Annotated in this window: 12 protein-coding genes; 8 read left to right on the top strand and 4 right to left on the bottom strand. The window is 62.7% G+C overall.

Going from position 1 to position 13,558, the window contains the following annotated elements; all coding sequences use genetic code 11:
• Window positions 1–170: 170 nt before the first annotated feature.
• On the bottom strand, window positions 171–815 hold the full coding sequence (locus RAC97_RS14820; RefSeq protein ID WP_375099985.1) for a DedA family protein: 645 nt from the start codon (window positions 813–815) through the stop codon (window positions 171–173).
• A 208-nt stretch (window positions 816–1,023) separates the two neighbouring features.
• Between RAC97_RS14820 and hemB the strand changes: the two genes are divergently transcribed.
• Window positions 1,024–2,034 carry a porphobilinogen synthase gene (hemB, locus tag RAC97_RS14815; RefSeq protein ID WP_375099987.1) on the top strand — a complete coding sequence of 337 codons (1,011 nt, stop codon included), beginning with the start codon at window positions 1,024–1,026 and terminating at the stop codon, window positions 2,032–2,034.
• Between the two features lie 20 nt (window positions 2,035–2,054).
• Window positions 2,055–4,289 (top strand): polyphosphate kinase 1, encoded by a 2,235-nt coding sequence (ppk1, locus tag RAC97_RS14810; protein ID WP_375099989.1) that lies wholly within the window; start codon window positions 2,055–2,057, stop codon window positions 4,287–4,289.
• Here ppk1 and ppx read toward each other — a convergent pair.
• The gene (gene ppx / locus RAC97_RS14805; protein ID WP_375099990.1) at window positions 4,276–5,778 is read right to left on the bottom strand and encodes an exopolyphosphatase; all 1,503 of its coding nucleotides are present in this window, start codon (window positions 5,776–5,778) and stop codon (window positions 4,276–4,278) included. The genes ppk1 and ppx overlap by 14 nt on opposite strands.
• Window positions 5,779–6,055: 277 nt before the next feature.
• On the opposite strand from ppx, the gene trxA reads away from it, so the two are divergent.
• The 5 genes from trxA (at window position 6,056) to RAC97_RS14780 (ending at window position 11,391) form a co-directional block, all read left to right on the top strand.
• Entirely contained in the window at window positions 6,056–6,385 is a 330-nt protein-coding gene (gene trxA, locus RAC97_RS14800; protein WP_375099991.1) for a thioredoxin TrxA, read from the top strand.
• 262 nt (window positions 6,386–6,647) lie between these two features.
• Window positions 6,648–7,907, top strand: coding sequence for a transcription termination factor Rho (gene rho / locus RAC97_RS14795; protein ID WP_375099992.1), 1,260 nt, complete (start codon window positions 6,648–6,650; stop codon window positions 7,905–7,907).
• 123 nt (window positions 7,908–8,030) lie between these two features.
• A complete protein-coding gene (gene ubiD, locus RAC97_RS14790; protein WP_375099993.1) occupies window positions 8,031–9,497 on the top strand; it encodes a 4-hydroxy-3-polyprenylbenzoate decarboxylase in 1,467 nt (488 codons plus the stop codon).
• A complete protein-coding gene (locus RAC97_RS14785; protein WP_375099995.1) occupies window positions 9,497–10,465 on the top strand; it encodes a CDP-6-deoxy-delta-3,4-glucoseen reductase in 969 nt (322 codons plus the stop codon). Before ubiD ends, RAC97_RS14785 begins: the two co-directional genes overlap by 1 nt.
• A 275-nt stretch (window positions 10,466–10,740) precedes the next feature.
• The gene (locus tag RAC97_RS14780; RefSeq protein WP_375099996.1) at window positions 10,741–11,391 is read left to right on the top strand and encodes a gamma-glutamylcyclotransferase; all 651 of its coding nucleotides are present in this window, start codon (window positions 10,741–10,743) and stop codon (window positions 11,389–11,391) included.
• 75 nt (window positions 11,392–11,466) lie between these two features.
• On the opposite strand, the gene RAC97_RS14775 is transcribed toward RAC97_RS14780, so the two are convergent.
• Entirely contained in the window at window positions 11,467–12,444 is a 978-nt protein-coding gene (locus RAC97_RS14775; protein ID WP_375099997.1) for an NADPH:quinone oxidoreductase family protein, read from the bottom strand.
• A 157-nt stretch (window positions 12,445–12,601) separates the two neighbouring features.
• Here RAC97_RS14775 and RAC97_RS14770 point away from each other — a divergent pair, with 157 nt between their 5' ends.
• Window positions 12,602–13,012 carry a flagellar basal body-associated protein FliL gene (locus RAC97_RS14770; RefSeq protein ID WP_375099999.1) on the top strand — a complete coding sequence of 137 codons (411 nt, stop codon included), beginning with the start codon at window positions 12,602–12,604 and terminating at the stop codon, window positions 13,010–13,012.
• Between the two features lie 71 nt (window positions 13,013–13,083).
• On the opposite strand, the gene RAC97_RS14765 is transcribed toward RAC97_RS14770, so the two are convergent.
• The gene (locus RAC97_RS14765; RefSeq protein WP_375100000.1) at window positions 13,084–13,536 is read right to left on the bottom strand and encodes an EVE domain-containing protein; all 453 of its coding nucleotides are present in this window, start codon (window positions 13,534–13,536) and stop codon (window positions 13,084–13,086) included.
• Between the last annotated feature and the right edge of the window lie 22 nt (window positions 13,537–13,558).

Raw genomic sequence — 13,558 nt, 5'->3', positions numbered from 1 at the left:
AGGTGGCCGAGCGTGTACCGGGCGCGGCCCTGGTGCTGGGCTGGGTAGTGATGGCCGGTGGTCTGTTCGTGCTGGGCGCAGCGCTGGAGGATCGCCCTTGGGCGCTGCGCCTGGAAGTGGCCCGCCTGCTGTCGAACGGGCCAGCGCTTTATTTGGCGGGTGTGCTGGGCCTAGGGACGGCCACGCCCCTTGCCTGGCTCCTGCTCGGGGGCTACAGCCTGCTCAGCTTCTGGGGGCTGGCTGTCTGCCGCAGCCTGGCGCTCCGCGCGCTGGTTACGGTAACGCCGGCGCAGCCACAGCCCGCCACCCAGCACGAGCAAGCCACCGAGCACCCATAGCTCGTATTTCTTGATGCTGCCCAGCATGCCTTCGAGGATGGCGCCGAAGTGGTAGGCGGCCAAGCCCAGCGCCACGGCCCAGATCGCCGCGCCAATGCCATTGAGCAACAGGTAGCGCCGCGGCGGGTAGCCCGACAGGCCGATGGCCACCGGCATCACCGTGCGCAGACCATAGACGAAGCGAAAGCTCAGCACCCAGATGTCCGGGTGGCGACGGATGTGCTCCAGGGCCCGGTCGCCCAGGGCCTGCCAGCGCGGCTTGCGGGCCAGGATCTTGCGTCCATGGCGGCGGCCCATGAAATACCACAGCTGGTCACCGGCGTAGCTTCCGCAGAAGGCCACGGCGATGACCACCTTGATGTCCATGTATTCGCGGAACGCCAGAAAGCCTGCGAGCACGAGAATGGTCTCGCCCTCGAAGAACGTGCCGAGAAAAAGGGCAAAGTAGCCGAAATCGTTCAGGAATTCTTGAAGCATATTCTGGCGTGCTGGCGAAATGAACGCGCAGCCTACTCCCTCGTGCGGCTGTGGGAAAGTGTCCGAATGTGTCTTGAGGTGAAGAATTCCTACGAGGACAATGCCTGCGGCCGCAAGTCGCAGGGTTGCCTCAAGGTGTAACACAGACGTCATAATGGCCGCTTATAACTGTCACGCTAGCCCGTCTGCGCGGGCTCAGGAGTCTGCCGTGAGCTTTACCCCCGCCAACCGTATGTTTCCTGCCACCCGCCTGCGTCGCAACCGCCGGGATGATTTCTCCCGTCGCTTGGTGCGTGAAAACACCCTGACCGTCGATGACCTGATTCTTCCGGTATTCGTGCTGGACGGTGAAAACCGTCGTGAAGAAATCCCTTCGATGCCGGGTGTCGAACGCCTGTCGATCGACCTGCTGCTCGAAGCCGCGCAGGAATGGGTACGCCTGGGGATCCCGGCATTGGCGCTGTTCCCGGTAACGCCGAGCGAGAAGAAAACCCTCGATGCCGCCGAAGCCTGGAACCCGGACGGCATCGCCCAGCGCGCCACCCGTGCCCTGCGTGAGCGCTTCCCTGAGCTTGGCGTCATCACCGACGTGGCCCTGGACCCGTTCACTACCCACGGCCAGGACGGCATCCTCGATGAAGAAGGCTACGTGCAGAACGACATCACCGTCGACGCCCTGGTGCGCCAGGCGTTGTCGCACGCCGAGGCTGGCGCCCAGGTGGTGGCCCCGTCTGACATGATGGACGGCCGCCTGCTGGCGATCCGCGAAGCCCTGGAACAGGCCGGCCACGTCAATGTGCGCATCATGGCCTACTCGGCCAAGTACGCCAGCGCCTACTACGGCCCGTTCCGCGACGCGGTAGGCTCGGCCCTGAACCTGGGCAAGGCCAACAAGGCCTCCTACCAGATGGACCCGGCCAATGGTGACGAGGCCCTGCATGAAGTGGCCACCGACCTCGCCGAAGGTGCCGACATGGTCATGGTCAAGCCTGGCATGCCCTACCTGGATATCGTCTACCGGGTCAAAACCGAATTCCGCGTGCCGACCTTCGCCTATCAGGTCAGCGGCGAATACGCCATGCACATGGCTGCGATCCAGAATGGCTGGCTCGGCGAGGCGGTCATCCTCGAATCGCTCACCGCTTTCAAACGGGCAGGCGCCGATGGCATCCTGACCTATTTCGCCGTGCGTGCCGCTCAATTGTTGAGAGGGCAGTAACGCCCTAACAGGAACGTCAGATGAATAACGAAGTGCTCACACCTGTCGAAATCAAGGAAGCCCAGGCGCTCCCGGAAGAGCTGCTCGAGACGCCAACGGACCTGCCGCCCGCGGTCGAACCGGAGGTGGTGGCCGAAGCCGCCCCGGCGCCGACCCCGACGCCGGCGATCCCCGTCCCGGGCCTGGACGACAGCAGCCTGTACATTCATCGCGAGCTCTCGCAGCTGCAGTTCAACATCCGCGTGCTGGAGCAGGCGCTGGATGAGTCCTACCCGCTGCTCGAACGTCTGAAGTTCCTGCTGATCTTCTCCAGCAACCTCGACGAGTTCTTCGAGATCCGCGTGGCGGGCTTGAAGAAGCAGATCAACTTCGCCCGTGAACAGGCCGGTGCCGACGGCCTGCAACCGCACCAGGCGCTGGCCCGCATCAGCGAGCTGGTGCATGGTGAGGTGGATCGCCAATACGCGATCCTCAACGATGTGCTGCTGCCGGAGCTGGAAAAACACCAGATCCGCTTCATCCGCCGCCGCTACTGGACGCCCAAGCTCAAGACCTGGGTGCGCCGCTATTTCCGCGACGAGATCGCGCCGATCATCACCCCGATCGGCCTCGACCCGACCCACCCGTTCCCGTTGCTGGTGAACAAGAGCCTGAACTTCATCGTCGAGCTCGAAGGCGTGGACGCCTTTGGCCGCGACTCGGGCCTGGCGATCATCCCGGCGCCGCGCCTCCTGCCACGGGTGATCCGCGTGCCGGAAGACGTGGGTGGCCCTGGCGACAACTATGTGTTCCTGTCGTCGATGATCCACGCCCACGCCGACGACCTGTTCCAAGGCATGAAGGTCAAGGGCTGTTACCAGTTCCGCCTGACCCGTAACGCCGACCTGGCGCTGGACTCCGAGGAAGTCGACGACCTTGCCCGCGCGTTGCGTGGCGAGCTGTTCTCGCGCCGCTATGGCGATGCCGTGCGCCTGGAAGTGGCCGACACCTGCCCGAAACATCTTTCCGATTACCTGCTCAAGCAGTTCAGCTTGAGCGAAAGCGAGCTTTACCAGGTCAACGGCCCGGTCAACCTTACCCGGCTGTTCAGCATCACCAGTCTGGATAGCCACCCGGAGCTGCAATACACGCCGTTCACCCCGGCGATTCCGAAGCTTTTGCAGAACGCCGAGAATATCTTCAGCGTGGTGGGCAAGCAGGACGTGTTGCTGATGCACCCGTTCGAGTCGTTCACCCCGGTGATCGACCTGCTGCGCCAGGCCGCCAAAGACCCCCATGTGCTCGCCGTGCGCCAGACCCTGTATCGCTCCGGGGCCAACTCGGAAATCGTCGACGCCCTGGTGGACGCGGCGCGCAACGGCAAGGAGGTCACTGCGGTGATCGAACTGCGTGCGCGCTTCGACGAAGAATCCAACCTGCAAATGGCCAGCCGCCTGCAAGCGGCGGGCGCGGTGGTGATCTATGGTGTGGTGGGCTTCAAGACCCACGCCAAGATGATGCTCATCCTGCGCCGTGAGCAGGGCGAGATCGTCCGCTACGCGCACCTGGGCACCGGCAACTACCACGCTGGCAACGCGCGCCTGTACACCGACTACAGCCTGCTGACCTCCGACGATGCCCTCACCGAGGACGTCGGCAAGCTGTTCAGTCAGCTGATCGGCATGGGCAAGACCCTGCGCATGAAGAAGCTGCTGCACGCGCCTTTCACCCTGAAGAAAGGCATGCTCGACATGATCGCTCGCGAAACCCAGTTCGCGCTCGAGGGCAAGCCTGCGCACATCATCGCCAAGTTCAACTCGCTGACCGATGCCAAGGTCATCAAGGCGTTGTACAAGGCCAGCCAGTCCGGCGTGCGTATCGACCTGGTGGTGCGTGGCATGTGTTGCCTGCGCCCAGGTATTCCGGGGGTTTCGCACAACATCAACGTGCGCTCGATCATCGGCCGCTTCCTCGAGCACACCCGGGTGTTCTACTTCCTCAATGGCGGCGACGAGCAGATCTACCTGTCGAGTGCCGACTGGATGGAGCGCAACCTCGACAAGCGCGTCGAGACCTGCTTCCCGGTGGAGGGCAAGAAGTTGCTGCTGCGGGTGAAGAAGGAGCTCGAGGGCTACCTCACCGACAACACCCAGGCCTGGACCTTGCAACCGGACGGGCGCTACGTGCGCAGCACGCCGACCGGCAACCAGAACCCTCGCAGCGCTCAGTCGACCCTGCTGGAGCGCCTGAGCAACCCGGTACTCAACGTACGCTGAGGGTGAAGTTGACCCGGGTCAGCCACTGCGCTTCGTTGTCGAAGTCGGCCTGGGTCAGCTGGTTCTGTTCCAGCCAGCCTTCCGGGAAGACCACCTCCAGGCTGTCGTCCTTGGCCTTGAACTGCACCTTTGGCATCTGCTGAGTGCCGCGGATGTGGTGGAAGAGGATGGCGAAGCGCAGCAGTACGCACAGGCGGATCAGCTTGACGCCTTCATCGCCGAACTCGGCGAACTTGTCCTTGGGAATGTTGCGGCGGTGGCCGCGCACCAGCAGGGCCAACATCTGCTGGTCTTCGCGGGAGAAGCCTGAAAGGTCGGAGTGCTCGATCAGGTAGGCGCCGTGCTTGTGGTAATGGTAGTGGGCGATGTCCAGGCCCACCTCATGCACCTTTGCCGCCCAACCCAGCAGGTCGCGCCAGTTGCCCTCTTCGAGGTCCCAGGCCTTGGCGACCTGGTCGAAGGCGTGCAGCGCCTTGCGCTCGACGCGTGCGGCCTGGCCTTGGTCGACGTGGTAGCGCTCCATCAGCGAGTTAAGGGTGCGTTCGCGTACATCCTCGTGCTGGTGGCGGCCCAGCAGGTCATACAGCACACCTTCGCGCAGGGCGCCGTCGCAGTGGTCCATGCGTTGCAGTTCCAGGGCGTCGAAGATCGCCTCGAGGATCGCCAGACCAGCGGGGAAGATGGCCCGGCGGTCGGGTTTCACGCCATCGAAGTCGATCTTGTCGGTTTCGCCCAGCTTGAACAGCTTGCGCTTGAGCGAATTCAGGCCTTCGGCGTTGACCTCGCCGTTGCCTTGGCCCATGGCCTTGATGGCGGCGCCGATGGCGCGGATGGTGCCGGACGAGCCAATCGCTTCATCCCAGGTCAGGCGGTGCAGGGCATTCTCGATGCTCATCAGCTCCAGGCGCGCCGCGGTGTAGGCCTGGGCATAGCGTGCGGGGGTGATCTTGCCGTCGCGGAAATAGCGCTGGGTGAAGCTCACGCAACCCATTTGCAGGCTTTCGCGCAGCAGCGGCTCGAAGCGCTGGCCGATGATGAATTCGGTGCTGCCGCCGCCGATGTCGGCCACCAGGCGCTTACCGGGGGTATCGGCCAGGGTATGGGAGACCCCCAGGTAGATCAGGCGCGCTTCTTCACGCCCGGAGATGACTTCGACCGGGTGGCCCAAGATCACCTCGGCGCGCTGAATGAACTCGTTGCGGTTGCGCGCTTCGCGCAGGGCGTTGGTGCCGACGATGCGTACCGCGCCGGCAGGCATGCCGTTGATCAGCTGGGCGAAGCGCTTGAGGCATTCCAGCCCGCGCTGCATGGCCTCTTCGCTGAGCTTGCGCTCTTCGTCGATGCCGGCTGCCAGCTGAACCTTCTCGCCGAGCCTTTCAAGAATGCGTATCTCGCTGAGGTGGGCCTTGGCCACGACCATGTGGAAGCTGTTGGAGCCCAGGTCGATGGCGGCGATCAACGACAGGTTCTTTGCGGTGGTATGCGGCATGATCTCGAAATTCTCGGTCGATAACCCGGCAATCGTGCCACGATCGCGAGGTTACGCCAACGCGCGACACGTCTGGGATTGATGCAGGGCAGGGTAGACGGGGCCTGAATGAAGCGTCTGCTCAGGGCCGCCGGCGAATCTTATGACGCCTGTGTGACGGTTTCGATTCGTGGCGTCTTGCACAACTATAGATACACTCAATCGAGTTCGGCTTCCTGTCGTCACTGGGTGCGGCTATGATGGGCCACGTTTTTTGCCTACGAATCTGGAGATATCCATGAGCAGCGATCTGATCAAACACGTCACCGACGCCACCTTCGAGGCCGACGTGCTGAAAGCCGAAGGCCCGGTGCTGGTCGATTACTGGGCTGAATGGTGCGGCCCTTGCAAGATGATCGCTCCGGTTCTGGACGACATCGCCTCTACCTACGAGGGCAAACTGACCGTCGCCAAGCTGAACATCGACGACAACCAGGAAACCCCGGCCAAGCACGGCGTGCGTGGCATTCCGACGCTGATGCTGTTCAAGAACGGCAACGTCGAGGCCACCAAGGTCGGTGCACTGTCCAAGTCCCAGCTGGCTGCGTTCCTCGACGCCCACCTGTGAGCCGAATAGCCCCGCGCACGCGGGGCTTTCTCTTTGTCCTGGGGTTGCCGCAGGGCAATGTTTGCCGAGTCAAAACCAGTAGACGCCGAAAAAAGCAAGTGTTACATTCGGCCTCGCACTGCTTCTCCAGTGCCCTCTGCACGCCGTCGCCGACGCATCCCTAATTCGAATCAGTACGCGATCCTGTCGCCAATCTTGCGGCGCGGCTTCATTAAGCCAGAAGCTTAATTCTCCCTTCTTACATGATTACGTCACTCCCCTTATGAACCTGACAGAACTCAAGCAAAAGCCGATTACCGATCTGCTGGAAATGGCCGAACAGATGGGCATCGAAAACATGGCCCGTTCGCGCAAGCAGGACGTGATTTTCGCCCTGTTGAAAAAACACGCGAAAAGCGGCGAAGAGATCTCGGGTGACGGCGTGCTGGAGATTCTCCAGGATGGATTCGGTTTCCTGCGTTCGGCAGATGCTTCGTATCTGGCCGGCCCTGACGATATCTACGTCTCGCCCAGCCAGATCCGCCGCTTCAACCTGCGCACCGGCGACACCATCGTCGGCAAGATCCGCCCGCCGAAGGAAGGGGAGCGTTATTTCGCCCTGTTGAAGGTCGACACCATCAACTTCGACCGTCCGGAAAACGCGAAGAACAAGATCCTGTTCGAGAACCTGACGCCGCTGTTCCCCAACGATCGCCTGAAGATGGAAGCCGGTAACGGCTCCACCGAAGACCTCACCGGTCGTGTCATCGACCTGTGCGCCCCGATCGGCAAAGGCCAGCGCGGCCTGATCGTCGCACCGCCCAAGGCCGGTAAAACGATCATGCTGCAGAACATCGCAGCGAACATCACCCGCAACAACCCCGAGTGCCACCTGATCGTCCTGCTGATCGACGAGCGCCCTGAAGAAGTGACCGAGATGCAGCGCACCGTGCGCGGCGAAGTGGTCGCGTCTACCTTCGACGAGCCGCCAACCCGCCACGTGCAAGTGGCCGAAATGGTGATCGAGAAGGCCAAGCGCCTGGTCGAGCACAAGAAGGACGTGGTCATCCTGCTCGACTCCATCACCCGTCTGGCGCGTGCCTACAACACCGTGATCCCGAGCTCCGGCAAGGTGCTCACCGGGGGTGTCGACGCCCACGCCCTGGAAAAGCCCAAGCGCTTCTTCGGTGCCGCCCGTAACATCGAGGAAGGTGGTTCGCTGACCATCATCGCCACCGCGCTGGTCGAAACCGGCTCGAAGATGGATGAAGTGATCTACGAAGAGTTCAAGGGTACCGGCAACATGGAATTGCCGCTGGACCGCCGTATCGCCGAGAAGCGTGTGTTCCCGGCCATCAACATCAACAAGTCCGGTACTCGTCGCGAAGAGCTGCTGACCGCCGACGACGAACTGCAGCGCATGTGGATCCTGCGCAAGCTGCTGCACCCTATGGACGAAGTAGCCGCCATCGAGTTCCTGGTCGACAAGCTCAAGCAGACCAAGACCAACGACGAGTTCTTCCTGTCGATGAAGCGCAAGTAAGATCGTCGAATCATGCAAAAGGCCGGGGGAACCCGGCTTTTTGCTGTCTGCCCTTTGGCCATTGCGGCCTGAACGGCGCTACACTTTGCACCCCGACCGATACGGCCAACACGAGGCTTCTGCATGCAGTATCGCGATTTGCGCGACTTTATCCGTGGCCTGGAACAGCGCGGCGAGCTCAAGCGCATCCAGGTTCCGATTTCCCCCGTCCTGGAAATGACCGAAGTCTGCGACCGAACCCTGCGCGCGAAAGGCCCGGCGCTGCTGTTCGAAAAGCCCACCGGCTTCGACATGCCGGTGTTGGGCAACCTGTTCGGTACCCCGGAGCGGGTAGCAATGGGCATGGGCGCCGAGTCGGTCGACGAACTGCGCGAAATCGGCAAGCTGCTGGCCTTCCTCAAGGAGCCCGAACCGCCCAAGGGCCTGAAGGACGCCTGGTCGAAGCTGCCGATCTTCAAGAAGGTCGTGTCCATGGCGCCGAAGGTGGTCAAGGATGCGGTGTGCCATGAAGTGGTGGTCGAGGGTGACGATGTCGACCTTGGCGCGCTGCCGATCCAGCATTGCTGGCCGGGCGATGTGGCGCCACTGATTACCTGGGGCCTGACCGTCACCCGTGGCCCCAACAAGGAGCGGCAGAACCTGGGCATCTACCGCCAGCAAGTGATCGGCCGCAACAAGGTGATCATGCGCTGGCTCAGCCACCGCGGCGGTGCGCTGGACTATCGGGAATGGTGCGAAAAGCACCCTGGCCAGCCATTCCCGGTGGCTGTGGCCCTCGGCGCGGACCCGGCCACCATCCTCGGTGCTGTCACCCCGGTGCCCGATACCCTTTCCGAATACGCCTTCGCCGGCCTGTTGCGTGGCAACCGCACGGAGCTGGTGAAGTGCCGCGGCAGCGACCTGCAGGTACCCGCCACCGCAGAAATCATCCTTGAAGGTGTGATTCATCCGGGTGAAATGGCCCCCGAAGGCCCCTATGGCGACCACACCGGCTACTACAACGAGGTGGACAGCTTCCCGGTGTTCACCATCGAGCGCATCACCCACCGGCGCAACCCGATCTACCACAGCACCTACACCGGGCGCCCGCCGGATGAACCGGCGATCCTGGGCGTGGCGTTGAACGAAGTGTTCGTGCCTATCCTGCAAAAGCAGTTCCCCGAGATCGTCGACTTCTACCTGCCGCCGGAAGGGTGTTCCTACCGCATGGCAGTGGTGACCATGAAGAAGCAGTACCCAGGCCATGCCAAGCGCGTGATGCTGGGTGTGTGGTCGTTCCTGAGACAGTTCATGTACACCAAGTTCGTTATCGTCACCGACGACGATATCAACGCGCGCGACTGGAACGATGTGATCTGGGCCATCACCACCCGCATGGACCCCAAGCGCGACACGGTGATGATCGACAACACGCCCATCGACTACCTGGACTTCGCGTCCCCCATTTCGGGCCTGGGCTCGAAGATGGGCATGGACGCGACCCACAAGTGGCCGGGCGAGACTACACGCGAATGGGGCCGCGCCATCGTCAAGGACGATGCCGTCACCCGCCGTATCGATGAGTTGTGGGACCAGTTGGGAATAGATTGATGCAGGTGACCTTGCAGCCGTCCGGTGCGGTACTGGCGATCGAACCGGGCGAGAGGATTCTGGATGCCGCGCGGCGCCTGGGCTATGACTGCCCGAGTAGCTGCCGTAATGGCAATTGCCATGTCTGCGCCGCGCTCCTGGTGGAAGGGCGTGTTCGCCAGGACGGTCAGGTGCGTGACCACGGCGAGCTGTTCACCTGCATCGCCGAGCCGCTGGAAGACTGTGTGCTGCTCTGGGATGGCGTGCTGGCCCTGGGTGAGCTGCCGGTGCGCAAGCTGGCGTGTACGGTCAGCGAGTGCCTCGAGGTAGGTGGCGATGTCTGGCGCGTGCGCCTGCGGGCGCCGGCTGGCAAGCTGCCGCGCTACCACGCCGGCCAGTACCTGTTGATCGAGCGTGAGGGCGCGGACCAGGCCGCTTTCTCGCTGGCGTCCGCGCCACACGGCGGGCGCGACCTGGAGCTGCATGTCCTGGCCCGCGAGAGCAGTGCCCAGGCCCTGGTCGCGCAGTTGCAGCGTAACGGCATGGCCCGTATCGAGCTGCCGTTCGGCGATGCGCACCTGGCGGAGTTGCCCGACGGTCCGCTGGTGTTGATCGCCGCAGGCACTGGCATGGGGCAGATGCACAGCCTGGTCGAGCATTGCCGCGCGCAGGGTTTCAAGCACCCGGTACACCTGTACTGGGGCGTGCGTCGACCCGAGGAGTTCTACCATATCGAGCATTGGCCCGAGTGGGAGCGCCTGCCGAACCTGTTCCTGCACAAGGTGGTCAGTGACCCGTGCGGCTGGAAAGGGCGTTGCGGGTTACTGCACGAAGCGGTCTGCGAGGACATCGCCGACCTCAACAGCGTGCACGTCTACGCCAGTGGCTCGCCAAACATGGTGTATGGCACCCTCGATGCGCTGGTCGAGGCCGGGATGGACGCCCACCGCATGCGTGCGGATGTGTTCGCCTACGCGCCACGCGGTTGAGTGAAGAACGGCACGCGGTAAAGGCGTGCCTTTTGTTAATAACCGAAGTTGTAGTTGCCGATTATAAGGGCGGTATTTTCGGCAGCGCCGGTTACAACTATCGCTATACTCGAAACATGGCTTTCCGATCGTCGTGAATAGTGGTGAAACCTTTGCCTTGGGGGTTGAGGTTTTCCTCGCATATGCCTTACGTTAGCGCTGTCCCGGCGTGCCTAGGCGCTCCGTGATGTGGCAGTGTCTATCGAAAAGTTCATGTGGAACCGTGGCGGCAGATCATGTCGGCAATTGAAAGTAGCGCCTGGCAATATTCCTATCCCCCGATGGTCGATTTCGGGCGACCTTCTACCCGCGAACAATTGTTCAATTCGATGCAGCTCACCTTGGCTCAGCATAAAGGCGGCCCGGTGTGGTTGTTCGCCTATGGTTCGCTTATATGGCGTCCGGAGTGCAATTCGGTAGAGCGTCAGCGCGCGCGGGTGCATGGCTACCATCGCGGGTTATACCTGTGGTCCCACGAGCATCGTGGCACGCCTGAGACGCCTGGCCTGGTGTTCGGGCTCGACCGGGGCGGTTCATGCAGTGGTTTTGCCTATCGCCTGGATGAGAGCAGCCTCGAGGACTCGCTGATGGCGCTGTGGCAGCGGGAAATGCCTTATCCGGCGTATCGTCCGCACTGGTTGAGCTGCCGCCTGGGTGATGGCAGCAAGGTGCAGGCCTTGGGCTTCGTGCTGGAGCGGCACTTGCCGTGCTATGCCGGCAACCTTCCGGATAGGTTGCTTAGCCATATTCTTGCCAGTGCCAAGGGGCGTTATGGCTCGACTCGGGACTATGTAGAGCAGACCCTGAACGCCTTGCGCAGCCACCAGATGCCAGATCGCAACCTGGAGGCGCGATTCCGGCGTTGCCATAACCTGCGTGAGGTCTAGGGGCTGGTGGCTGTGTCGGCCTCTTCGCGGGCTTGCCCGCGAAGAGGCCAAAAACGACAACCAAATAACCCAGCCCTACCTGGCCAGCACCACCAACTTGCCCACCGCCTGGCGCTGCCCCAGCCGCTCGATTGCTGCCCCGGCATCCGCCAGCGGGTAGGTCTGCGACACCAACGGCTTGAGCTTGCCCTCGGCATGCCAGGCGAACAGTTGGCGGAAGTTCGCAGCATTATCCTCCGGCTGACGCTGGGCAAAGGCCCCCCAGAACACGCCCAGCACTGCCGCACCCTTGAGCAGCGCCAGGTTCACTGGCAATTGCGGGATCGTGCCGCTGGCGAAACCCACCACAAGCAACCGGCCATTCCAGGCCAGGCTGCGTACGGCCTGGTCGAACAGCTCGCCACCCACCGGGTCGTAGATCACATCCACGCCTTGGCCACCGGTCAGGCGCTTGAGCTCGTCCTTCAGGCTGCCTTGGCTGTAGTCGATCACCTCGTCCGCACCCGCGGCCCTGGCCACGGCCAGCTTTTCCGCACTGCTGGCTGCGGCGATCACCCGGGCACCCAGGGCCTTGCCGATCTCTACCGCCGCCAGGCCCACGCCGCCCGATGCGCCGAGTACAAGCAGCGTTTCGCCGGCCTTGAGCTGGCCGCGCTGGGTCAGGGCGTGCATCGAGGTGCCATAGGTCATGCCGAATGCGGCGGCGGTGGTCAGGTCCATGCTTTGCGGCACGGGCAGCACGTTGTAGAAAGGCACGGCCACCTGTTCGGCGAACGCGCCCCAGCCGGTCAGTGCCATCACCCGGTCGCCGACCTTGAAGGCCCCAGCCTTTTCACCTACGGCGGCGACCACGCCAGCCGCCTCGCCGCCCGGGGAGAAGGGCAGTGGCGGCTGGAATTGATATTTGCCTTCGATAATCAGGGTGTCGGGGAAGTTGACCCCGGCGGCGTGCACGTCGAGCAGCACTTCGTTCTTCTTCGGAGTCGGGCCGCAGACTTCTTCCAGCACCAGGTTCCGTGCCGGACCCAGGGTTTTGCACAACACGGCTTTCATCGGGGCTATTCCTTTGCGAGTGATGGCCGATAAGTGTAGGAAGGCGAGGGTGCCGGTCAACGAGCATGGCCGCCCCTGATGAGCCGGCATAAGCCCGGGCTTGGGTTTGAACGCAGTGCTGGGTAAGCTGGCGCCAACTGTATTGAGGAGCGAATTCGTGAAAGCGTGGATTGTGATGATGCTGGCCCTGATGCTGCCGGTAACTGCCATGGCAGCGGCCGAAGCGCCCAAGGAAGGCGAACCCAAGGTCGCCTACATCAACCTCAGCCCGCCCCTGGTCGGCAACTATGCCCTCGACGGTGGCCCCCGGCTGCGCGTGTACAAGGCCGATATCGCGATGCGCGTGACCGGTGATGCTGCCGCTGCGGCGATCAAGCACCATGAGCCGCTGATCCGCAACCAGCTGGTGGCGCTGTTCACCCAGCAGGGTGTGGACAACATGAACAACGTCGAGGCCAAGGAAGCGCTGCGCAAGGAGGCGTTGAAGCAGGTGCAGCAGGTGATGGAAACCGAAGAGGGCAAGCCGATCGTCGAGGACCTGCTGTTCAACAACCTGATAGTGCAGTGAGCTGAAACACTGGTCTCGCGGTAGGGCGCTTGGGTTCTACGTTTTCGGGTGCCCTTTGTCGTTTTAGTTTGTCAGCGCGCAAGCGCCATGATTGCCGACCACTGTTCTGCGGTCACCGGCATCACCGACAGTCGGCTGCCTTTGTGTACCAGTGCCAGTTCTTCCAATGCGGTCTGCTGCTTGAGCAACCCAAGCCCCAGTACCTGCTTGAAGGTTTGTACATGGGCCACATCCACCGCGCTCCAGGGGTTCTTCTCGGCACTGGCCTTGGCGTCGAAGTAGTGGCTCTGTGGGTCGAGGGCCGTGGGGTCGGGGTAGGCCGCGGCGATGATCTTCGCGACGCCGGCAATGCCGGGTTGCGGGCAGCTGGAGTGGTAGAAGAAGAACGAGTCGCCGACGCTCATCGAGCGTATGAAGTTACGCGCCTGGTAGTTGCGTACCCCGTCCCAGCGGGCCTGGCCGAGGCGGCCCAGGGCTTCGATGGACAGCTCGTCGGGCTCGGATTTCATAAGCCAGTAGGCCATGGGTATTGCTCCGGAAAAGATT

It is taken from the genome of Pseudomonas sp. LS_2 (assembly GCF_042709235.1).
In the GTDB taxonomy this organism is placed as follows: domain Bacteria; phylum Pseudomonadota; class Gammaproteobacteria; order Pseudomonadales; family Pseudomonadaceae; genus Aquipseudomonas.
Note: the sequence above shows the minus strand (reverse complement) of the source record. Positions and strands in the feature narration are given on the sequence as shown.

Excerpts from the sequence above, each read along its gene's own strand:
- ppk1 (WP_375099989.1), top strand. The coding sequence starts at position 2,055 with ATGAATAACGAAGTGCTCACACCTGTCGAAATCAAGGAAGCCCAGGCG.
- RAC97_RS14780 (WP_375099996.1), top strand. The coding sequence starts at position 10,741 with ATGTCGGCAATTGAAAGTAGCGCCTGGCAATATTCCTATCCCCCGATG.
- RAC97_RS14785 (WP_375099995.1), top strand. The coding sequence starts at position 9,497 with ATGCAGGTGACCTTGCAGCCGTCCGGTGCGGTACTGGCGATCGAACCG.
- trxA (WP_375099991.1), top strand. The coding sequence starts at position 6,056 with ATGAGCAGCGATCTGATCAAACACGTCACCGACGCCACCTTCGAGGCC.
- RAC97_RS14775 (WP_375099997.1), bottom strand. The coding sequence starts at position 12,444 with ATGAAAGCCGTGTTGTGCAAAACCCTGGGTCCGGCACGGAACCTGGTG.
- RAC97_RS14820 (WP_375099985.1), bottom strand. The coding sequence starts at position 815 with ATGCTTCAAGAATTCCTGAACGATTTCGGCTACTTTGCCCTTTTTCTC.
- RAC97_RS14765 (WP_375100000.1), bottom strand. The coding sequence starts at position 13,536 with ATGGCCTACTGGCTTATGAAATCCGAGCCCGACGAGCTGTCCATCGAA.
- ubiD (WP_375099993.1), top strand. The coding sequence starts at position 8,031 with ATGCAGTATCGCGATTTGCGCGACTTTATCCGTGGCCTGGAACAGCGC.
- ppx (WP_375099990.1), bottom strand. The coding sequence starts at position 5,778 with ATGCCGCATACCACCGCAAAGAACCTGTCGTTGATCGCCGCCATCGAC.
- rho (WP_375099992.1), top strand. The coding sequence starts at position 6,648 with ATGAACCTGACAGAACTCAAGCAAAAGCCGATTACCGATCTGCTGGAA.